Annotated in this window: 19 protein-coding genes; 14 read left to right on the top strand and 5 right to left on the bottom strand. The window is 75.6% G+C overall.

The window, feature by feature from the left end:
- Positions 1-10: 10 nt before the first annotated feature.
- Positions 11-580 carry a hypothetical protein gene (locus ACFYZF_RS24775; RefSeq protein ID WP_387024571.1) on the bottom strand — a complete coding sequence of 190 codons (570 nt, stop codon included), beginning with the start codon at positions 578-580 and terminating at the stop codon, positions 11-13.
- A gap of 204 nt (positions 581-784) precedes the next feature.
- Here ACFYZF_RS24775 and ACFYZF_RS24770 point away from each other — a divergent pair, with 204 nt between their 5' ends.
- Genes ACFYZF_RS24770 through ACFYZF_RS24710 form a run of 13 tightly spaced genes read left to right on the top strand, consistent with a single transcriptional unit; the run spans position 785 to position 13,591 of the window.
- The gene (locus tag ACFYZF_RS24770; RefSeq protein ID WP_387024569.1) at positions 785-2,314 is read left to right on the top strand and encodes a phage tail sheath family protein; all 1,530 of its coding nucleotides are present in this window, start codon (positions 785-787) and stop codon (positions 2,312-2,314) included.
- A 24-nt stretch (positions 2,315-2,338) separates the two neighbouring features.
- On the top strand, positions 2,339-2,782 hold the full coding sequence (locus ACFYZF_RS24765; RefSeq protein WP_387024567.1) for a phage tail protein: 444 nt from the start codon (positions 2,339-2,341) through the stop codon (positions 2,780-2,782).
- Between the two features lie 4 nt (positions 2,783-2,786).
- Positions 2,787-3,227, top strand: coding sequence for a hypothetical protein (locus ACFYZF_RS24760; protein WP_387024565.1), 441 nt, complete (start codon positions 2,787-2,789; stop codon positions 3,225-3,227).
- Entirely contained in the window at positions 3,224-3,382 is a 159-nt protein-coding gene (locus tag ACFYZF_RS24755) for a DUF6760 family protein (protein ID WP_387024563.1), read from the top strand. The genes ACFYZF_RS24760 and ACFYZF_RS24755 overlap by 4 nt, the downstream gene beginning before the upstream one ends.
- A gap of 37 nt (positions 3,383-3,419) precedes the next feature.
- Positions 3,420-6,065, top strand: a complete 2,646-nt coding sequence (locus tag ACFYZF_RS24750) for a hypothetical protein (RefSeq protein ID WP_387024561.1) — start codon at positions 3,420-3,422, stop codon at positions 6,063-6,065.
- A gap of 58 nt (positions 6,066-6,123) precedes the next feature.
- Positions 6,124-6,561: a phage tail protein gene (locus tag ACFYZF_RS24745; RefSeq protein WP_350888479.1), complete on the top strand. Its 438-nt coding sequence runs from the start codon at positions 6,124-6,126 to the stop codon at positions 6,559-6,561.
- A gap of 3 nt (positions 6,562-6,564) precedes the next feature.
- Positions 6,565-7,335, top strand: coding sequence for a LysM peptidoglycan-binding domain-containing protein (locus ACFYZF_RS24740; RefSeq protein ID WP_387024559.1), 771 nt, complete (start codon positions 6,565-6,567; stop codon positions 7,333-7,335).
- The gene (locus ACFYZF_RS24735) at positions 7,319-9,160 is read left to right on the top strand and encodes a VgrG-related protein (RefSeq protein WP_387024557.1); all 1,842 of its coding nucleotides are present in this window, start codon (positions 7,319-7,321) and stop codon (positions 9,158-9,160) included. The genes ACFYZF_RS24740 and ACFYZF_RS24735 overlap by 17 nt, the downstream gene beginning before the upstream one ends.
- A 26-nt stretch (positions 9,161-9,186) precedes the next feature.
- A complete protein-coding gene (locus tag ACFYZF_RS24730; RefSeq protein WP_387024555.1) occupies positions 9,187-9,468 on the top strand; it encodes a PAAR domain-containing protein in 282 nt (93 codons plus the stop codon).
- Positions 9,469-9,473: 5 nt separating this feature from the next.
- Positions 9,474-9,884: a GPW/gp25 family protein gene (locus ACFYZF_RS24725; RefSeq protein ID WP_161692193.1), complete on the top strand. Its 411-nt coding sequence runs from the start codon at positions 9,474-9,476 to the stop codon at positions 9,882-9,884.
- Entirely contained in the window at positions 9,884-11,839 is a 1,956-nt protein-coding gene (locus tag ACFYZF_RS24720; protein ID WP_387024553.1) for a putative baseplate assembly protein, read from the top strand. Before ACFYZF_RS24725 ends, ACFYZF_RS24720 begins: the two co-directional genes overlap by 1 nt.
- A 31-nt stretch (positions 11,840-11,870) precedes the next feature.
- Positions 11,871-12,395 carry a phage tail protein gene (locus tag ACFYZF_RS24715; RefSeq protein ID WP_387024551.1) on the top strand — a complete coding sequence of 175 codons (525 nt, stop codon included), beginning with the start codon at positions 11,871-11,873 and terminating at the stop codon, positions 12,393-12,395.
- The gene (locus ACFYZF_RS24710; protein WP_387024549.1) at positions 12,392-13,591 is read left to right on the top strand and encodes an NADase-type glycan-binding domain-containing protein; all 1,200 of its coding nucleotides are present in this window, start codon (positions 12,392-12,394) and stop codon (positions 13,589-13,591) included. Before ACFYZF_RS24715 ends, ACFYZF_RS24710 begins: the two co-directional genes overlap by 4 nt.
- Here ACFYZF_RS24710 and ACFYZF_RS24705 read toward each other — a convergent pair.
- Positions 13,506-16,403: a BTAD domain-containing putative transcriptional regulator gene (locus ACFYZF_RS24705; RefSeq protein WP_387024547.1), complete on the bottom strand. Its 2,898-nt coding sequence runs from the start codon at positions 16,401-16,403 to the stop codon at positions 13,506-13,508. The two genes, ACFYZF_RS24710 and ACFYZF_RS24705, sit on opposite strands and share 86 nt — an antisense overlap.
- A 220-nt stretch (positions 16,404-16,623) precedes the next feature.
- On the opposite strand from ACFYZF_RS24705, the gene ACFYZF_RS24700 reads away from it, so the two are divergent.
- Entirely contained in the window at positions 16,624-17,247 is a 624-nt protein-coding gene (locus tag ACFYZF_RS24700) for a TetR/AcrR family transcriptional regulator (protein ID WP_387024545.1), read from the top strand.
- 122 nt (positions 17,248-17,369) lie between these two features.
- On the opposite strand, the gene ACFYZF_RS24695 is transcribed toward ACFYZF_RS24700, so the two are convergent.
- The 3 genes from ACFYZF_RS24695 to ACFYZF_RS24685 all read right to left on the bottom strand — a co-directional run bounded on the left by ACFYZF_RS24695 (position 17,370) and on the right by ACFYZF_RS24685 (position 19,500).
- Positions 17,370-18,266 carry a hypothetical protein gene (locus tag ACFYZF_RS24695; RefSeq protein ID WP_387024543.1) on the bottom strand — a complete coding sequence of 299 codons (897 nt, stop codon included), beginning with the start codon at positions 18,264-18,266 and terminating at the stop codon, positions 17,370-17,372.
- Complete coding sequence (locus ACFYZF_RS24690) at positions 18,263-18,748, bottom strand: hypothetical protein (RefSeq protein ID WP_387024541.1); 486 nt, start codon at positions 18,746-18,748, stop codon at positions 18,263-18,265. Before ACFYZF_RS24690 ends, ACFYZF_RS24695 begins: the two co-directional genes overlap by 4 nt.
- Positions 18,749-18,891: 143 nt before the next feature.
- Positions 18,892-19,500: a hypothetical protein gene (locus tag ACFYZF_RS24685; RefSeq protein WP_387024539.1), complete on the bottom strand. Its 609-nt coding sequence runs from the start codon at positions 19,498-19,500 to the stop codon at positions 18,892-18,894.
- Between the last annotated feature and the right edge of the window lie 716 nt (positions 19,501-20,216).

The raw sequence follows: 20,216 nt of genomic DNA, 5'->3' as shown, positions 1-20,216 counted from the left end.
GGGCCTTGCCCTACCCGCGATCCCAGTGGGTGAGGCCGAGCAGGTTACCGGCAACGTTCCTGATGTTCTCACCCGCTTCGGGGGATTCGCTGACGCGCTCGACCAATGGACTGAACTGCTGCCATCGAAGGTGGAATGCAGCAGCGAGGGCCGCGAGCCGCACGAGCGGATCCGAGTCCTCAAGGCCGGCGCGTACCGCGTCGTAGATGGTCTGGTCGAAGCCGGCTACGCCGGTCGCCGCCACCAGTCGGAGTGCGGCCCTCCGATCCTCGTCGGAACGAGCCTCGGACAGCCGTTCGACAATTTCGGCGAGAGCATAGGAGGGGAATTCCTCCCGGACGGCATCCGCCGACGGACCCGGTTCGTCACCGGCGACGACCAGGTAACTGTGGTCCAGGCTCGCGCTCTGCACCAGCCTGACCGTGACGTCGCCGCCGGCCCGCCACAAGAACTCCGGAGACTCCTCGTGGCGGGCCGCCCGAACCGATCTCTGATCAATCTCCCAACCGCGTCTCTGCGCGAACTGCGAGAATTCTTCGAAGGACACCGCGTCTCGAGGAACCAGATTGATCTCGGCCATCTGCCACTCCTCAAGATGATCGACACCTCTGAGTAGGTTTTCAACATATCCCAGCCGTCCGCGAAAACCTCCCGCGAAGCGCCGCCCGGGCCCTTCTGCCCCATGAGGCAGGGGACCTTTCCCGATCAATCGGCCCGGCGGACGTTCGGCCCCGCACCCGTAGGCGGGACGCTCGACTCGATCCCCGAGGGACGAGGAGGCGGGATGCCCAACTACCTGGCGCCGGGCGTGTACGTCGAGGAAGTGGCCGGCTCCCGCCCGATCGAGGGCGTCGGCACGGCGGTCGCCGCGTTCGTCGGCTTCGCCGCGCAGGGGCCGTTCAACACCCCGACCCTGGTGACGAACTGGAGCCAGTACTCGCAGACCTTCGGCGAGTTCGCTCCGGACTGCTACCTCGGCCACGCCGTGTACGGGTACTTCATGCAGGGCGGCGGGGCCGCGTACATCGTGCGGGTCGGCGGCGACCGGGCCAGCGACCAGGCCCTGCCTGCGGCGCCCGAGCCGACGGCGATCCTGGGCACGTACCGGGTGGTGGCCCGCGCCCTGCCCGAGGGCATGCCGGACGACGTGACGGTCGAGGTGGCCGACCCGCCGGAGGGCGCGGGCGAGGACCGCTTCAACCTCGTCGTCAAGCGCGGCGGCCAGGTGGTCGAGACGTTCGAGTCGGTGACCACCAAGCGCGGCAAGGACAACGTGGTGACGGTGGTTCGCGAGCGGTCCAAGCTGATCACCATCGAGGAGGCCGCGCCGACCGGCCAACTGGCCCGCCCCCGCGGCGGCGAGGTGGCGCTGAGCGCCCCGCCCACGGTCAGCGCACCGGAGTCCGTGTCCGCCGACGAGTACGTGGGCGACGCGGCGGAGCGGACCGGGTTCGGCGGCCTGGAGGCGGTCGACGAGGTGACCATGGTCGCGGTGCCCGACCTGATGGGGGCCTACCAGCGCGGCGCGATCGACCTGGAGTCGGTGAAGGCCGTCCAGTCCGCGATGATCGCCCACTGCGAGCTGATGGGCGACCGGATGGCCATCCTGGACCCGCCGCCGGGGCTGTCCCCGCAGCAGGTCAAGGAGTGGCGCACCGACCAGGCCGGCTACGACTCGAAGTACGCCACGCTCTACTACCCGTGGATCAAGGTGTTCGACCCGGTGACCGGCACCAACCGGTTCATGCCGCCGTCGGGTCACCTGGCCGGGGTGTGGGCCCGCAACGACGCCAACCGGGGCGTGCACAAGGCCCCCGCGAACGAGACGATCCGGGGTGCGATCGCCCTGGAGACGCAGCTCACCCGCGCGGAGCAGGAACTGCTCAACCCGATCGGCGTCAACTGCATCCGCTCGTTCCCGGGCCGGGGCATCCTCGTGTGGGGCGCGCGGACCCTGTCGTCCGACCCGGCGTGGCGGTACCTGAACGTGCGGCGGCTCTTCAACTACCTGGAGGAGTCGATCCTCAACGGCACCCAGTGGGTGGTGTTCGAGCCCAACGACCACATGCTCTGGGCCCGCATCCGCCGCACCATCAGCGCATTCCTGGTCAACGAGTGGCGACGGGGCGCGCTGTTCGGGCTCACCCCCGACGAGGCGTTCTACGTCAAGTGCAACGAGGAGACCAACTCCGCCGAGAGCATCGACGCCGGCCAGGTGATCTGCCAGATCGGCGTGGCCCCGGTGAAGCCCGCCGAGTTCGTCATCTTCCAGCTGGCGCAGATGTCCGGCGGCACCAGCCTGGTCAACGAGTAGTCCCCAAAGCGTCAGGAGGCAGTCGTGCCGCTCCCCGATTTCGACTCCGCCGTCGGCCACTCGTTCGGCCTTGAGGTGGACAGCATCGTCATCCGCCAGATCACCGAGGTCTCCGGCCTCAAGATGGAGCAGGACGTCATCGAGTACAAGTCGAACACCGCCGACGGCAAGTTCGCCGTACGCAAGGCGCCCGGCGCGCCGAAGGCCGGCGAGGTCACGTTGACCCGGGGCCTGACGGCGGACAACAGCTTCGAGCGGTGGGTCAAGGACTGCCGCTTCGGGAAGATGGGCTCCGCCCGCAAGGGCGGCGCGATCATCGTCTTCGACTACGAGGGCATACCGATCAAGCGGTACAAGCTCACCAACGCGTGGGCGAAGAGCCTGGAGATCAGCTCGCTCAAGGCCGGTGACACCAGCGTGCTCACCGAGAAGCTCGTGGTGACGTACGAGTCGATGGAGGTCGAGTAGCCCCATGCGCCGCACGTCGTCCCTGGTCCCGTCGCCCGGCCCGGAGCCGCCCGCCGTCGCCCCGCGCCGCGAGACGCTGCGCACGGAGTTCCCGTTCGAGCTGCCGCGCGGCTACGTCGACGGCTCGGGCACGGTGCACCGGGACGGGGTGATGCGGCTGGCGACCGCCCGCGACGAGCTGGTGCCGTTGCGCGACGACCGGGTGCGGGAGAACCCGCCGTACCTCACGGTGGTGCTGCTCAGCCGGGTGATCACCCGGATCGGCACGGTGTTGGACGTGCACCCGGGCGTGGTGGAGGACCTGTTCGCCTCGGACCTGGCGTTCCTCCAGGACATGTACCGGCGGATCAACAGCGAGGGGCACACCCGGGCGAGCGTGGTGTGCCCGGAGTGCCGGCACCGGTTCGCCGTCGACCTCGCCGGTGGGCGCCTGGGGGAATCGTGACGTACGCGGCCGACCGCATCCACACCGAGGTCGCGTACGTCGCTTACCACTTCCACTGGTCGCTGGACGAGATCCTCGACCTCGAACACGGCGAGCGGCTGCGCTACGTGGCGGAGATCGCCAGCATCAACACCCGCATCAGCCAGGGACGGTGACCCGATGTGGCCGTGGCGCCGGCGTACGCAGGGGGCCGTGCAACGGTCCATCGCGGACGCGCCACCCGGAGACGGCTCGCCGGCCCCCACCCGGAGCGAGCCGCCGGCGTGGCAGAGCCTCCCGCCGCTCCAGCGGGTCATCCCGGACGAGCCACGGCTGAACCTGCCCGACACGTTCACCGGGTCGCTGGCCGCGTGGCGCGACCCGTCGTACCTGGCGCCCCTCGGTCACCTCGTCGGTGCCGCCGAGCCGGCGGGGGTGCTGCACGAGACGGCCGTGCCGGTGAGCGAGCCGCCCCGGCCCGTCCCGGAGCCCGCCGGCCGGACGCACGGCGACGACCCCGGGCCGCTGCCGCTCGCGGCGCCGTCGGCGGACAGCCGCCCGCCGGCGCCGTCCCTGCAACGGCAGGCCGCCGGCCCGCCGGGAACCACACCGGCGCCGGAACATCCGCTGGCCGTGTCGGCCCGGGGCCGGGCGGTGCCCGTGGAGCCGGTGCCGGTCAGCCGGCTGCTGACCGCGCCCCCACCGCCGGAGGAGCTGCTCCTACCGGCCGTCGACCGACCGGCCGACCCGACGCCGGAGGCTCCCCGACCCGACGCCGCCTCGCCCGAGGCACCCACCCTCGGACGGGACACCCCGGCGACGGGTGACACCGACGCGACGACCCCGGCCGATATGACGGGTCCCCTCGGCGGTGACGTCCCGGGTCCGGCGTCGGACGCGTGGTCGGCGGCGGCAGCCGGGCCCCTCACACCAGGCAGCGCCGGGTCTCTCACACCGGGCAGCGCCCGGTCCCTCACACCGGGCAGCACCCGGTCCCTCACACCGGGCAGCGCCGGGCCGTCCGCACCGGACCTGCCCGTGCAGCGGCTCGTCGGGGACGGCCCGAGGCCACCCCGCCGGCTCGGGCTGGGCGAGCCGATCGTGTCCCCCGTGCTCCCCTCGGTGCCCCGCCCGGCCGGCGACGCCGCTCCCCCGTCGGTGCAACGCTCCGCGCCCGGACAGGATCCCGAGCAGGTGCGACGCTTTGCCGCCGGAGAGGGCCGGGCGGGCGGCCCACAGTCGACGGCCGCCGCGCCGCTGGTCCAGCGGTCGCCGACCGGCGGGAACGGGCCGGTCACCGAGCCCGCATCGGCCGGACGACCGGCCGACGCGAGTGACGCGGGAGATGCAGGCGACGCGGGCGACGCGGCACCGGCGGACGATTCGACCACGCTCGTGGGCTCCGGGAGCGTCACCGTCTCCCGGCTCGACACGCAGGCCTTTCCCACCGGTCTCGGCCCCTCCCCCGTGGGGCCGCAGGCCGGGGCGGGGGCCGCCGACGGGGGCGAGAACCCCGTCGGCGGTCCCCCGCCGCCCGCCGAGGGCCTGCCGCTCGCCGGTACGCCGCGCGGCGACGCCCCACCCACCCGTTGGGCCGGGGGCGTGGCAGACCCGGGCACAGGCCGGCCGGCACCCGTCCAGACGTTCGTGCCGCCCGCCGGAGAGACACCACCCGCCGGGGGGAAGTCACCTGGCGGGGAGACGGTCGCCGGCGGGGAGACGACGGCCGGCGGGGACGTGCCGGCCGGGGCGGGCATGGCCCCGCTGCTGGGCGGGCCGCCCACGTCGACGCCCTCGGGCTGCGCCTCCTCAGCGGGCGGGCCGGCGGCGGGCGCTCAGGCGGTGGATCCGGCCGGCGGTCCGGGGGCGGGACAGGAGGGCTCCGGCGGCACCGACCTGCCGGTGGTGGCGCGCCTGGCGACGTCGGCCACCCCGACCGGCCCCGGCGTCGAGGGGCCGTCGACCGGAACCGGGCCGGCCCCCCACGCCGAGGCGTCGACCGGCACCGACGGCCCGTACGACGGTGGAACAAGCCCGGTCGGTGGCGCCACGGCCGGCGGGGAGACCGGCACCGACGGCGGACCGGGCGTCGCCGGTCTCGTCGGCGGGGACGGCGGCACGGCGGACCCCACCGGCGACGCGGCCGGGCCGGCCGGCCCCGCAGGGGTGGACGCGGGCGGGAACCCGTCCCCTCCCCTGCCCCTGGTCGTGGCCCGGCTCGTCGGTGACCGCCCGTCCCCGCTGCTGACCGGGGCCGGGCCGGTCGCGCCGTTGCCCGACCGGCCGGCCGTGCAGCGGGTGACCTGGCAGCGGGACGAGCCACCGGCCGGCGGCGGGCGGGCCGGCACCACAGCCGACCCGGAGCGGGCCGTCCCCGTGGAGCTGTCCCCGACCCCGGCCGCCGCGTACCCGGGCGCCGCGCCGGGCCCGGCGACATCGACCGACGCAGCCGGCTCGCCCGGCGCGGAGGCCGGCGGCGGGCTCCCGCCCGTCCAGCGGTGGGTCGGCACGCTTCCCGCAACGCCGTCGGCCGGCCGGCCCCAGGGGCGGGACACCGCGCCACCCGGGCCGCCGCTGTCCGCGTACCCCCTGGGTGAGCTGTCGGGTCCGGTCGTGCAGCGGGCCGACGACGCCGCCCCGCCGCCCCCGGTCGACGCGCCCGCGTCGCCTGCCGCCGCCCCACCGCCCGACGGTGGCGGGGCGGCAGCCGGTGGGCCGGCGGCGCCGGGCGTCCCGCCAGCCGGCGGGGCCGAACCGGAGGAACTGCTGAAGAAGCTGTACGACCCGCTGCTGCGCCGGCTCAAGACCGAGCTGCGCCTCGACCGGGAGCGGCACGGGGCGCTCGGCGGGCCGGGCTGACGGGGACCGGGAGCCACGCCAGGGACCAGGGGAACACGCGCAGGACCAGGAGGGACGAATGGCCAAGGATGAGGTCGCCGTCGCGATCGCCTTCGTCGTCAGGATCGACGACCAGGATCTCGGCGCGTTCAACACCTGCGACGGGCTGGGCTGCGAAGTCGTCGTCGAGCAGCGCGAGGAGGGCGGCAACAACGGGCACGTGTGGCAGTTGCCGACCCGGATGAAGTTCTCCAACGTCAAGCTGTCCCGGCCGGTCACCGCCGACAGCACGAAGCTGATGCGCTGGTTCTCCGGGATGGCGAACGGGATCACCCGCAAGACCGCCACCATCGAGGCCCGCACCCTGGAGGGCACGGTGATCGCCCGGTGGGGGCTGCTCGACGTCATCCCCGTCAGGTGGACGGGGCCGCAGCTCAGCCCGGACAGCCCGAAGGTGGCCGTCGAGACCCTCGAACTGGCGCACCACGGCTTCTTCGGCCCCGGGACCGGGGGGTGACCCGTGAGCGCCTCCCCGGTCACCTTCACCGCCGCCGGCAGCCCCGCCGGGCGGGGTGGCGGCGCGCCGCCGCAGCTGACCCACGCCTACCTGCAACTGCACGAGCCGCCCCGCAACGGCGGCACCGCCGCTCCGGGCCCGACGTTGAACCGGATCCCGTTCCAGTTCAACCCGAAGGAGCTGGCGCTGACGAAGACCGCCAAGTGGAAGCGGGACGCGCAGCGCAACGCGAAGAAGAGCGGCGTGCCGGAGTTCACCGGCTCGGACCCGGCCAAGCTGACCCTGGAGATGTTCTTCGACGCCACCGGCACCATGGACAGCTCGGTGGTGAAGCGGGTGGAGGAGCTGTTCGCCTGCTGCGTGCCGACCGACGCGAGCCGGCAGCAGAAGAAGGGCTCCCCGCCGTGGGTGGTGTTCCACTGGGGCGGAATGGTCGGCTTCCCGGCGTTCGTGGCCAGTGTCAACGCGAAGTACACCCTGTTCACCCCCGGCGGCACCCCGGTGCGGGCGCTGTGCACGGTCACCCTGGAGGAGATCTCCGGGGAGCAGCCCGGCCAGAACCCGACGTCGGGGGCGCTCGCGGCCCGGGACGTCCACGTGGTGGTCGCCGGGGACACCCTGCACTCGGTGGCCCACCACGCGTACGGGCGGGCGGGGCTGTGGCGGCAGATCGCCGAGGCCAACGACATCGACGACCCGATGCGGCTGCGGCCCGGCACCACCCTGCTGGTGCCCGCCCTCGAGGAGCTGACGGACGGTGCCCGTGGCCAATGAGCAGTTCGCCAACGCGCTCCTCGTCGAGGTGGGCGGCAGCCCGCTGCCCGCGGAGATCGCCGCGCTGCTGACGTACGCGGCGGTCGACGACAGCCGCAACCTGCCCGACCGGTTCGTGCTGCGGTACCGGGATCCGGGCCGGACGGTGCTGGCCAAGGGCGGCTTCACCATCGGCGCCCCGGTGAGGTTGACCGTGCAGACCTCCGACCCGGGCGGCCCCGCGCCGCTGCTCGCCGGCGAGGTCACCGCCGTGGAGTGCGAGCTGGACGCCACCGGCACGTTCACCGAGGTCCGCGGCCTGGACCTGGCCCACCGGCTGCTGCGCGGCCGGCGGGTGGCCGCGTACCCGGGGATGAGCGTGCCGGACATCGTGCGGAAGGTGGCGCAGCGGGCCGGGCTGAAGGCGGGCCGGATCGACCCGGTGACGGGCATCGGCGGCGAGCCGGAGGCGCAGATCAGCCAGGACAACGTCAGCGACTGGGTCTTCCTGCACCGGCTCGCGGCGCTGGTCGGCGCGCAGGTGATGGTGCTCGACGGCGCACTGCACCTGCGGATGCCCGAGCCTCCGGCGGGCGCGCCGGACCCGTCCGCGCGGGCCACCCAGGACCCGCTGGTGCTGGAGGTCAACCGGAACCTGATCGCGTTGCGCGCCGGGGTGACCGCCACCGCGCAGGTGCCCGAGGTGGCCGCCCGGGGCTGGGATCCGGCGACGAAGCGGGCGGTCAGCGCGACCGCCACCCCGAAGGTGCCGGGCGCGGACGGCATCGGGGCCGACCCGGCCGAGCTGGGAAAGAAGGTGGGCAGCCCGCCGTACCTGGTCGCCGACCCCACCCTGGGCTCGGACGCGGCGGTGCGGGCGGTGGCCGGCGCGCTGGCCGGCGACCTGGGCGGCGGCTGCGCGGAGATCGAGGGGGTGGCGAAGGGCAACGCCCGGCTGCGCGCGGGCGCGGCGGTGGCGCTGGCGAACATCGGCGAGCCGTTCCAGGGAAGGTACGTGCTGACCAGCACCCGGCACGTGTTCAGCGAGCAGGCCGGCTACACCACCGCGTTCACCGTCTCCGGCCGCTCCGACCGCTCCCTGTACGGGCTGACCGCCGGTGCGGCCACGGCCGACCGGGCCGGCGACGGACTGGTCCCGGCGGTGGTCAGCGACGTGAAGGACCCGAAGAAGCTGGGCCGGGTCCGGCTCACCCTGCCGTGGCTGGACGAGAGGTACACCACCGGCTGGGCGCGGGTGGTGCAGCCCGGCGCGGGCGCCGGCCGGGGGGCGGTGCTGCTGCCGGAGGTGGGCGACGAGGTGCTGGTCGGGTTCACCGGCGGAAACCTCGACGCCGCGTACGTCCTCGGCGGGCTGCACAACGGCACCGACGCGCCGCCGAAGCTGGACACCGATCCGGTGGACGGCAGCAGCGGCCGGATCGCGGCGCGGGCCCTGGTCTCCCGCACCGGCCACCGGCTGGAGCTGTTGGAGGCCGGCAGCGGGCCGGACGGGATCCTGCTGGCCACCGGGGACCGGAAGTTCACCCTGCGGCTCGACAGGACCGGCCGGCAGGTCGAGATCGTCAGCGACGGCAAGGTGAGCGTGCGCGCCAAGGACGGGATCAGCCTGGACGCCGGCTCCGGGCCGTTGGAGCTGGCCGGGCAGCGGGTCACCGTCACCTCGAAGGGCGACGTCGGCATCGAGGGTCAGGGGCAGGTGCGGGTGAAGGGCACGGCCGGCGCGTCCGTGGAGGGCGCGACGGTGAAGGTCGCCGGGCAGGGCGGCGCGGAGCTGACCGCCGGCGGCGCGGTGACCGTCCGCGGCGGCGTCGTCCGGATCAACTGACGGTACGTGAGTGAAGGGAGAGCGCCGTGCCACCAGCAGCTCGCGTCGGTGACCCCACCGCGCATCCGGGAGTGGTCGGGGGCCCCGGGGCACCCACCGTCCTCATCGGCGGGCAGCCCGCCGCCACCGTGGGCACGATGCACGCCTGCTCCTTCCCGGGCACCCCGCCGCACCCCCCGTCGCCGCTGCTGCCCCCCGGCTGCCCGACGGTGCTCATCGGTGGCCGGCCCGCCGCCCGGATGGGCGACCTGACCGGCTGCGGGGCGCCGATCCTCGCCGGCTGCCCGACCGTGCTGATCGGCGGGTGACGCCGATGGCCACCGACTTCGTCGGCGCCGGTTGGGCGTTCCCGCTGCGCACCGATCCCACCGGCGGGATCGCCCTGGTCCGGGGGGACCGGGAGGTGGTGGAGAGCATCCGGCTGATCCTCGGCACGGCCCCGGGCGAGCGGCCGGGCCGCCCCGAGTTCGGCTGCGCGATCCACGAGCTGGCGTTCGCTCCGGCCGACCCGTCCACGGCCGGCCAGGTGGCGTACCAGGTGCGGCTGGCGCTGGAGCGGTGGGAGCCGCGCGTCGAGCTGGACGACGTGCTGGTCGACTTCGCCGATGCGGCCCGGGGAACCCTCTACATCGACATCCGCTACCGGCTGCGCCAGGACAACGACCCGCGCAACCTGGTCTTCCCGTTCTACGTCATCCCCGCGCACGACCCGGGAGCCGAGTGATGGCCCTGCCCGCCCCCCACCTCGACGACCGCCGCTTCCAGGACCTGGTGGACGATGCGAAGCGCCTGGTGCAGCGGCGCTGCCCGGAGTGGACCGACCACAACGTGTCCGACCCGGGGGTGACCCTGATCGAGACGTTCGCGTACATGGTGGACCAGTTGCTGTACCGGCTGAACCGGGTGCCGGACCGGCACTACGTGAAGTTCCTGGACCTGCTCGGCATCGTCCCGTTCCCGCCGGCGGTGGCGTCGACGGACGTGACGTTCTGGTTGTCCGCGCCCAGGGACGCCCCGGTCGTCGTCCCGGCCGGCACCCACGTGGCGACCGTGCGCGCGGAGAGCGCGGAGCCGGTGACCTTCGAGACGCTGCACGAGCTGGCCGTTCCGCCGTGCCGGCTGGTCCGGGTGCTGACCGTGCCGGCCGGAGGGCGGGCGACGGACCGGACCGGGGACCTGGGCGGCGCGGACCGGATCCCGGCGTTCGCGGACCCCCCGGTGGCCGGCGACGCCGTGCTGTTCGGCCTGGACGGGGCGGTGCCCGGCAGCGCCGTGCTGCTCACCATGGACTGGGTGGTCGCCGGGCGCGGGGTGGACCCGACGAATCCGCCGCTGGTGTGGGAGGCGTGGACCGAGGGCGGCTGGGAGGAGTGCCCGGTGGAGCGGGACACCACGGGCGCGCTGAACCGGGCCGGCGAGGTGGTGCTGCACGTCCCGGCGCGGCACGCGGCGTCGGTGGAGGCCCGCCACCGCGCCGGCTGGCTGCGCTGCCGGCTGCGCGAGCCCGGCGCCGGGCAGCCGTTCTTCCACGCCCCGCCCCGGCTGGGCCGGGCGGAGGCGGTCACCATCGGCGGCACGGTGAGCGCCTGCCACTCCGAGCTGATCGGTGGGGAGACCCTGGGCGCGTCCGAGGGGGTGCCGGGGCAGCGGTTCACGGTCCAGCGGGTGCCGATCGTGGCCGCCGACGGCGCGATCGGGATCGAGGTGGGCACCACCGAGGGCTGGCAGACCTGGCGGGAGGTGGCGAGCTTCGCCGGCTCCGGGCCCCAGGACCGGCACGTGTGCGTCGACCGGTCCACCGGTGAGATCGGCTTCGGCCCGGCCGTCCGGCAGGCCGACGGCACGGTACGCCGGTACGGGGCGGTGCCGCCGAAGGGCGCGGTGGTCCGGATCCCGGCCTACCGCACGGGCGGGGGTCGGCAGGGCAACGTGGCCGCCCGCACGCTGAGTGTGCTGCGGGATCCGGTGCCGTTCGTGTCCACGGTGACCAACCGGGCGGCGGCCACCGGCGGCGTCGACGGCGAGTCGCTGGCCGAGACGTCGGTACGGGGGCCGTTGAGCCTGCGTACCCGGGAACGGGCGGTCACCGCCGAGGACTACGAGCAGTTGGCCCGGGAGGCGGCGCCGGAGGTGCTGCGGGTGAGGTGCGTGCCGGCGGGCGACGGCTCGGCGGCGGTGCGGGTGCTGGTGGTGCCGGCGCTGGGTGAGCACGGCGACGCCGAGGACGACGCGGCCCGGTTCGCCGCGCTGCGGCCCCGCGACGAGGTACTGGACCGGATCAAGGCGTTCCTCGACGCGCGCCGCTGCGTGGGCGCCCGGGTGCTGGTGGAGCCGCCGTTCTACCAGGGGGTGACGGTGGTCGCCCGGGTCCGCGCCCGGCCGCGGGTGAGCACGTCCGCCGCCGAGCTGCGCCGCCGGGCGCTGCGGGCCCTGTACGACTACCTCGACCCGGTGCGGGGCGGTCCCGACGGTGACGGGTGGCCGTTCGGTCGGCCGATCCAGTCGGGCGAGCTGCACGCCGTGTTGCAGCGGGTCGACGGGGTGGACCTGGTGGAGGAGGTCCGGTTGTTCGGGGCCGATCCGACCACCGGGGAACGCGGCGAGGCGGTGCAGCGCATCGAGTTGGACGTCAGCGCCATCGCCTTCTCGTACGCCCACCAGGTGCGGGTCACCGGATGAGCGGGCACGTCGTCGAGGTCAGGAGGGGATGATGCGGGGTGCGGTGCCAGGGCTGGCGAGCCCTCACCCGATCGGGCAGGAGCTGCCCGCGGTATACCTGGAGGACGACTTCGCGCAGCGGTTCACCGCCGGGCTGGACGAGGTGCTGGCACCGGTCCTGCTGACGCTCGACTGCCTGGACGCGTACTTCGACCTGGACCTGGCCCCGCCGGACTTCCTGGACTGGCTGGCCGGCTGGGTGGCCGCGCCGGTCGACGGGGACCGGGCACCGGACGTGCGCCGGGAGGTGGTCCGGCACGCGGTGGAGGCGCACCGGTGGCGCGGGACGGCCCGGGGCGTCGAGCTGGCGGTGCGGGTGGCCGCCGGGGCACGGGTGGAGGTCACCGACAACGGCGGGGTGACGTGTTCGGCGACGCCGACGGGCGGGCCGCCACCGGACGAGGTTCCGGAGGTCCGGGTCCGGGTCGTCGGGGAGGCCGACGAGGCGCTGGTGCGCCGGGTCGTCGCGTCCGCCGTGCCGGCCCACGTCCGGCTGACGCTGGAGATCGAGTCGTGATCACCTGTGCGAACTGCGGCACCTCCAACGCCGACGGCAGGCAGTTCTGCGCCGCCTGCGGCGAGTACCTGTGGGACGAGGGCAGCGCGCGGCCCGCCTCCGGGCCCGCCGTCACCCGGGGCCGGCCGGAGACCGACGCGCCGACGGATCCGGTCGTCCCGGCCCCGCCGGGCCGTGGGCCTTCCACCGCCGGCGGGCGGCCGCCCGTCGTGCGGCCTCCCGACCCGGCCGAGCCCGACCCGGCCGAGCCCGACCCGGCCGAGCCCGACCCAGGCGGGGGCGAGCCGGGCGGAGCCAAGCCGGGCGGAGCCAAGCCGGGCGGGGACGAGCCGGTCCGTTCGGGCGACGGCACACCCCAAGCGCTGCAGCCCGGGCCGCCGAGCACCACCCGGGAGGCCCCGAGGCCGGTCGACCCGGTCGTTCCGGTGCCCCGACCGCCGGAGCCGACCTGCCCCCACTGCGGCCGGATCAACCCGCCCGGCCGCCGGATCTGCCGGTTCTGCGGGGAGACGCTGACCGCGCCGGTCGGACCGGAACCGGAGCGCGCGACCTGGTGGGAGCGGCTGCGGGACCGGTGGCGACGGATGTGGGACCGGGTGCGCCGCCGGGGGCCCCGCCGCTCCGCCCCGAAGGACCGCCGGGCCGCCGGGGCAGCCCGCCGGCTGCTGCTGCTCGTGCTCGGGCTCTGCCTGGTGGTGGTGCTGGCGGTGGCCGGGCCGCCCCTGGCGCGGCGGGCCGTGGAGGCGGTGCGGGACTGGACGGAGGACCCGGCGGCGCTCGTCCCGGCGGCGGTGAGCGCGTCGTCGGAGAAGCTGGGCGCCGGCGCGGCCCGGCTCACCGACGGGGCGAGCAACCGCTACTGGGCGCCGACCGGCACGGCCGCCGGAGCCTGGGTGGAGGGCCGCTTCACCGAGCCCGTGCGGCTGCTCGTCGTCATCGTCACCCCGGGGGTCGGTGAGCGGCGGCAGGAGTTCCTGGAGGCCGGGAGGCCGCGCGGGCTCACCGTGGTCACCGTCGACGGCAAGGGGAAGCAGACGGAGACCGACATCGAGCTGCGCGACGAACCCGGGGAGCAGCAGTTTCCCGTCGAGGCGTCGAACGTGGTGCGGATCAGGCTGGTGGTCCGGTCGACGTACGGGCCCGGCTTGGATCCGGCCGTGGCGATCGGGGAGGCGGAATTCTTCGGCCGACGTTGACCGTGGCCCCCGGTGGCGTGGTCTCCGCGGGTGCCGGGTCCAGGCCGAGGGAGACCAGCACGTCCGCGTACCGGCGGCGGGCGTGCTCGGCCGCGGCGGCGTTGCCGGCCCGGTCGTGCGCCGCGATCAGCAGCCGCCAGCCGGCGTCGTGGCACGGGTCGATCTCGACGCAGCGGGCGGCCGTCGCGACCGCCGGATCGGCGTGGGCGCCGCCCAGGGCTGCCTCGGCGAGCTGCGCCGCCGCGTCCGCGGCCTGCCGGCGCAGCGTCTCCCGCTCGGCTACCACCCATTCCGCCGGGCCGTCCTCCGGCAGCAGCTCGCCGGTGTACGCGGCCACGGCCACCCGCAGGTCGTCGAGCGCGCGCGGGGCGCGGCTCGCCCCGGCGCGGGACGCCCGTTCCAGCGCGAGCCGGAACTCGGTGACGTCGCACCAGCTGCCCGGGGGCAGCGCCAGCAGGTACGCGTCGCCGTCGCGGTGCAGCAGGCTCTCCCCCTCGCCGGCGGGCAGGTGGGAGTCGAGGAACCGGCGCAGGCTGGACAGGGCGACGTGCAGGGTGCGGGTGGCGGTGGCCGGATCGGTGTCCGGCCAGAGCGCGTCCAGGAGCCGGTCGCGGTGCACGGCCCGGCCCGCGTGCATGGCGAGGATCCGGGCCACGGCCCGGGCCCGGGGGCGCAGCGGCGACCAGTTCAGCGGCTCGCCGTCCAGGCAAATCCGGAAGCCGCCGAAGCAGCGTACGGTCAGCGGCGCCGTGTCCGGCGCGGCCGGCGCCGGGCCCCGCTCCGGGGTGACCCAGGCGGTGACCGCCGGCCGGGGCAGCCCGGCCTGCTCGGCGGCGGCGTGCACGGCGGACAGGCCCACCGCCCGGCCGGGCCCGGCGGGCACGCCCGCGGCGAGGGCGAGCGCCCGTGCCCCCGGCACACCGGCGGCGCGGGCGGTGCTCTCCGCCCGGCGCACCTCGACCTCGGCGTCGGGCAGCCGGGCGCGCACGGCGGCCAGCGCGAGCAGGGACTGCACCCAGGCGGCGAGCACTCCGCTGTCCACGTCCCGGGCCCGGTCGAGCAGTCGGCTGGCCTCCTCCACCTCCGGGCCACCGTGCAGGGAACGCGCCAGCGCGGCGCAGCCGGCCGCGAGCAGTGCGCCCCACCGGTCCCCCAACCGGTCGCACTCCTCGACGACGGCGGCGGCCTCCTTGAGGTCGACTTCCGCGCCGGCCAGAGCGGGCACGGCCCGGGCGAGCCGGGCCAGCCAGGGCAGGCCGGCCCGGTCGGCGTCCAGCCCGATGGCGGCGGCCACGGCGGGTGCCTGCGGATCCCCGCCGGCCGACGCGACGGCGGCGCGCAGCAGCCGGCAGGCCAGCCCGACGAGACCGGCCTCGGATGGGGTCGGCCGGTCCAGGACGCGCGCCGCCTCGGCGGCGTGCCCGGCCAGCAGCAACGCGCCGGCCCGGACCAGGACGTCGGCCGCCCCGGTCAGCCGCTCCGCCTCGCCGACGACAACCATCGGGTGCCGGTGGGTGGCGGCCCGCAGCCAGCCGGACCAGTGCCCGCGCCAGTGCGGGCCGTCCGGCAGCCAGGCCGTCACGGCGGCGCGCAGGGATCGGCACCGCGACTGGGCCGGCTCGCTGTTGAACATCTCCTCGGCCCGGCGCAGCAGCGGCACCGCCGCCGCCAGTTGGCCCTCGTTGATGTGGTGCCGGGCGTCGGCGAGCACGAGCCACGGGTCCTCGGCGATGAACCACGTGGGCAGCAGGTCCGACCAGGGGTCGAGGCCCCGCACCGCGACGTCGCTACCGGCGGTGTCGAGCAACCGGTGCACGTCGGGCCACTGCTGGGCCCGGGCGAAGCACCGGGCCGCCTCCAGCGCCGCGCCCTCGGCGGCGAGCAGCCGGCCGGCGCGGGCGTGCCAGGCACGGGCCGCGGTCTCCCCCAGCTCCTCGGCGAGCGCCGCGATCAGGTGGGCGCGCAACACCTCGTGGTACGCGAAGGTCCGGCCGCCGTCGTGTGAGACGGTGAACGCCTGCCGGCGCTCCAGCTCCTCCAGCGCGGCCTGGGCGTCGCCGCCCAGCAGCAGGTCGCAGCGCTCGGCGGTGAGGACCTCGAACACACAGGTGCGGACGAGGAACTGACGCAGGTCGGGGGCGAGCTCCGCGAGCACCGTGCGGGTGAGGTAGTCCCGGGACAGCGCGGAGCGTGCGCCCAACGAGGCGACCGCCCGCCGCCGGTCGGCCAGCGGTTGGCCCCGGGTGGAGAGGTGGTAGAGCTTCAGGCCGGCCGCCCAGCCGCCGAGCCGCCGGGACAGGGCCGCCACGTCGTCGGCCGGCAGCGGCTCCCGGTAGATGTCGCGCAGCAGCCGTTCGACCTCCCAGGTACGGAAACGTAGTTGCTCGGCGTCGATGACGACGCTGTCGGAGAACTCGTGCCGGGTCAGGATCAGCGGCGGCATGCGGCGGGTGCCGACCAGCACCCGGACGCCCGCGCGGACCAGGGTGAGGGCCCGGTCCAGCAGCACGGACTCCCCGGGCGTTCCCTCGACCAGGTGCAGGTCGTCGACGACGAGCGGGCCGGTGCCGGCGTCGGGCAGCGTCGCCTCCACCCGCTCCAGCGCCCGCGCCGGGTCCGCGTCGGACGGCACGACGCGCAGCCAGCCCCCGGGCCCGCGACCGGTGGCCGCGTACTGGGCCAGCAGGGTGGTCTTGCCGGATCCGGCGGGGGCGACGACCAGGCCGAGGGATCGGGGCCGGACGTCCAGCGCGGCGATCAGCCTCGACCGCGTGAGGCTCAGCGAAGGGCTGCGGGCGGGTTCCGTCGGCATCGCGCACACCTCCCCGAGGTAGACGGCCGTCGAGCCGGCCCGGGACGAGCGACACCACTGATGGTAGTCATCAATACGCCCTGGTAGCTGCCCGTGATCGGACACCTCGGTCGGATTTCGGCAGGAGGCCGGCCACCCGTGGGGACGGGCCATCCCGTGACCCCGCGCGTTCCTCCGGCAACCGCTTGCCACCAATCGAAGGGTGTGGTTGCCTACTCACGTGTCCCCGACCACGCGCGCCAGGACGCTCTCCACCGCCGAGGAGCGGCGGGAGGACGTCCTCTCCACGGCCATCGGGGCGTTCGCGGCCCGGGGCTACTTCGGCACCACCACCGTCGAGGTCGCCAAGCGCGCCGGCATCTCCCAGGCGTACCTGTACCGGCTTTTCCCGGACAAGGAGTCGCTGTTCGCCGCGGTCACCGAGCGCTGCTTCGAGCAGTTCCGGGAGAGCCTCAGCGAGGGTGCGGCGGGGGCCCCGGGCAGCTCGCCCGAGGCGGTCCTGTCCGCCATGGCCGGCGCCTACACCCTGCTGATCCGGGACCAGGACCTGCTGTTGGTGCAGCTGCACGCCCAGTGCGCGGCGGTCTCGGTGCCGGAGATCCGCCGTGCCGTCCAGCGGGGCTACGCCCGCCTGGTCGAGTACACCCGCAGCGTCTCCGGCGGCAGCGAGGCGCAGGTGCGGGAGTTCTTCGCCAAGGGTGCGATGTGCAGCGTGGTGGTGACCATGGGCGCCGAGCAGGTCGACGCCCCGTGGGCCAGGACGCTTGTCGACGGGCCCGCGGGCACTGACGGGCGCGCCGGCCCACCCGACCGTCGCGCGGTCACCCCGGCAGTAAGCGAGTAATCAACCATTCTCCTGGCGGGCAACGTGATCGGGCCGGCGTCCGCGCCGCCCGGACCGCCGGTACGGCATCGGGCCGGGTAGGCGCCGCGCTGGCCGACGCGCACTCCGCCGAGAGGGCCGGTTCAGCCCTCCCGGACCGTCCACAGCGCCTCGTACAGCGCGCCGGCGACCAGGGCGGGCACGTCCTCGGCCCGGGCGCTGTCGATGTACACGACCCGGTACCCCTCGGCCGTGTACAGCGTCCCGCCGCCCTCGACCAGCCGGCGCTGGCTCTCCCCGGACATGGCCTGGCCGGGGTTGGCGACCAGCCAGCGCAGCGCCGGGTCCGCCCGGAAGGCGTCCCGGACGCCGGGGAGCAGGACCAGGTAGGAGTCGCCGCCCTTCGGCTCCGGCGCGGAGAACGGGTAGATGGTGATGATGCTCTTGCCGCCGGCCGCCCGCACCAACGGGGAGTCGGTGACGAGCCGGGCGTGCTCGGCCCGGGACAGGAGCACTTTCAGCATGGTGAGCGCGAACCCGGCCTGCCGGGTGGCCGGGTAGCTCTTGACCGTCTCGGCGTCGGGGATCAGCCGGCCGAAGGGCTGTCGGGTGCCGGCCAGCGGCGTGGTGTCGAGGCTCTCGTCGTTGCCGATCAGCGGATCCAGCAGGTACTCCTCGCCGGCGGGGACCCGGGGCAGGGCCGGACGGATGTCGGGGTGGCCGTTGTCCCGGGCCCAGGCGAGGAACGCGGCGATCTCGACCCGCATCGCGACGGTGGCCCTGGCCGACGCCGCCTCGTCGTCGTACGCCATGGTGTTGGTCCGGACGAAGCGGTACGCGCTGCGGTAGCCGGCGAGCCGGTCGGCCAGGACACCGGCGGTGCCCGGCGACGCGCCGGACCCGGCGGTCGGCAGGGTCGCGTCCCCGGCGGGCCGCGCGGCGTCGCCGCCGCATCCGACGAGCATCCCGGTCAGGCCGGCACCGGCCAGCCGGAGGGCGTGGCGCCTGCTCAGCGGCCGGCCGGCGGGACGCCCGGTCACCGGTCGCCGCCGAACTGCCGCCGGATCAACGCGGCGTACGCGGCCTCGGCGAGCACGGCAGCCCGGCGGCGGGACACCCCCACGCCCGGTGCGCCGGCCATGATCGCGTCGCGGACCGTCTCGGCCTGCTCGACGAGTTCGCGGGGAATCACGACGTCGGCGGGCCGGCGGCGGCGCCGCCACCGATCGGACAGCCGCCGCCAGCCCCGCTCGGCGGCTGGGACGACGAGCGGGGTGAGTGCCGCTGCCAGCACCGGGTAGACGACCGTGACCAGCAGCGGCGCGTCCAGGCCGAGGCCGATCGCGGCACCCCGCCGACGCCCCCGCCGGCTGGGCCCGGCAGCGAGGTCACCGGCGAGCCAGGCGGCGGTCACCTCGGGCAGCAGGCCGGCCTCCTCCGGCGCGGCGGCCTCGATCACCTCCCGGGCGAGATCGCTGAGGCGGAGCAGGCCCGACTCGGACCTGGCCGTCGATTCCACCATGGCGCATCACCGATCCGTTCGTCCGCTGTGGAGCGGGAATCCGTCGGGTACCTGGAACCTGTGTAGCAGAACAGTCACAGCCCGCTGACCGGGATCGGCCGAGCGGCCGGGGCGGGTGGCCGTCCGTACGCACCCGAATGCCCTCAGGAGTCGAGGGCGTTCACGATCAGCCGGGCCGCCACGACCGCGAGGTCGTCGAGCAGGCCCTGCTCCTTCGGCTCCAACTGGTCCCGGAAGGGCCGCCCGTACGCGATCTCCGCCACCGCCACGTTGTGGCCGATCCCCACCACGACCAGCGCCCCGCCGGCCACCACGGGAAGACCGGCGACGGACGAGGACTCGGTGATCCTGGTCCGGCAGTTGTCGTACGGCAGGTCCGGCGCCGGCATGGCGACGACCCACCGGCGCGCCACCCCGCCGTCGGCGAGCGGGGACGGCACCGACCAGCGGGGGCAGGCCGCCACGGTGTCCCCGGCCTCGGCGACGACCTGCTTCCCCGCGTCGGCGGACGGGTACGACGTCAGCCGCAGGTGCAGCGTGGCCCCCAGCGGTGGCAGGACACCGGCCGGCACCTCCAGCCTGACCTCGCGGGTGGTCACCGCCGCGCGCCGGTCCTCGGCCAGCCGGACGGCGGCGAACCGGTCCGCACACGACTTCGGCCGCACGGTCGCCGGGTCGTCCGTGCCGGTCCACGCCACCGTGCGGGTCGGCGGCCAGCCCGACGGCAGGCCGCGTCGCGCCTGCGCCAGCACGGCGTCCGCTCCCTGCCGGGTGAGCGGCCGGCCGGGCGCGGCGCCCGCGGGACGGCCCCGGCCGCCGTCCGCCGCGGCGGGGATCCACGCGCGCCGCCAGGAGCCGCGCCAGGTCGCCCTGCCGTCCGGTGACCGGCACGGTCCAGCCGAGCGCCACGACGCAGGTCACCGCTACGGCGCCGGCGAGGGTCGCCACGGGTACCGGCCAGGCCCGGCGAGGCACCGGCGGGCGTCCGACCCGCTCCCGCCGCGCCGCCACGACGTCCCGGACCAGCACCGCTGCCGGGGTGGAGAAGAGCACCAGGGCCGTCAGCAGCCACCACGGCCGTTGCACGAAGGTGAGCGGGTGGGTGGGGCCTCGGCCGGCGAGCACCTCCCCGGCGTACCGGACGATGCCGCTCACGGCCGTGACACCCGCGCCGGCCAGCCAGGCCACGGCCACCCCGCCGTCGGGGCCGCGCGCCCCCAGCGACAGCAGGAGCGCCAGCGCCACCACCCATCCCGCCGCCGCGCACGCCCACCATCCGGTGGACAGCAGGAAGAACGCGGCGTCGTCGCCGACGAGCCGGTCGGCGAGCGGCGCGGCGGCAACCGCGCCGACGAGCCCCGCCGCGATGCCGGCGACCGCCACCAGCAGGGCGAGCCGGCGCACCGACCATCCGCCACCTCGGCCGTCCCCCCCGCCCGGGGTTTCCCCGCCCGGCACCGCCCGACCC

Origin of the sequence: Micromonospora sp. NPDC001898 (assembly GCF_042891255.1) — a bacterium.
Classification (GTDB): domain Bacteria; phylum Actinomycetota; class Actinomycetes; order Mycobacteriales; family Micromonosporaceae; genus Micromonospora.
Note: the sequence above shows the minus strand (reverse complement) of the source record. Positions and strands in the feature narration are given on the sequence as shown.

Excerpts from the sequence above, each read along its gene's own strand:
- ACFYZF_RS24770 (WP_387024569.1), top strand. The coding sequence starts at position 785 with ATGCCCAACTACCTGGCGCCGGGCGTGTACGTCGAGGAAGTGGCCGGC.
- ACFYZF_RS24705 (WP_387024547.1), bottom strand. The coding sequence starts at position 16,403 with ATGCCGACGGAACCCGCCCGCAGCCCTTCGCTGAGCCTCACGCGGTCG.
- ACFYZF_RS24720 (WP_387024553.1), top strand. The coding sequence starts at position 9,884 with ATGGCCCTGCCCGCCCCCCACCTCGACGACCGCCGCTTCCAGGACCTG.
- ACFYZF_RS24745 (WP_350888479.1), top strand. The coding sequence starts at position 6,124 with ATGGCCAAGGATGAGGTCGCCGTCGCGATCGCCTTCGTCGTCAGGATC.
- ACFYZF_RS24725 (WP_161692193.1), top strand. The coding sequence starts at position 9,474 with ATGGCCACCGACTTCGTCGGCGCCGGTTGGGCGTTCCCGCTGCGCACC.
- ACFYZF_RS24775 (WP_387024571.1), bottom strand. The coding sequence starts at position 580 with ATGGCCGAGATCAATCTGGTTCCTCGAGACGCGGTGTCCTTCGAAGAA.
- ACFYZF_RS24690 (WP_387024541.1), bottom strand. The coding sequence starts at position 18,748 with ATGGTGGAATCGACGGCCAGGTCCGAGTCGGGCCTGCTCCGCCTCAGC.
- ACFYZF_RS24715 (WP_387024551.1), top strand. The coding sequence starts at position 11,871 with ATGCGGGGTGCGGTGCCAGGGCTGGCGAGCCCTCACCCGATCGGGCAG.
- ACFYZF_RS24760 (WP_387024565.1), top strand. The coding sequence starts at position 2,787 with ATGCGCCGCACGTCGTCCCTGGTCCCGTCGCCCGGCCCGGAGCCGCCC.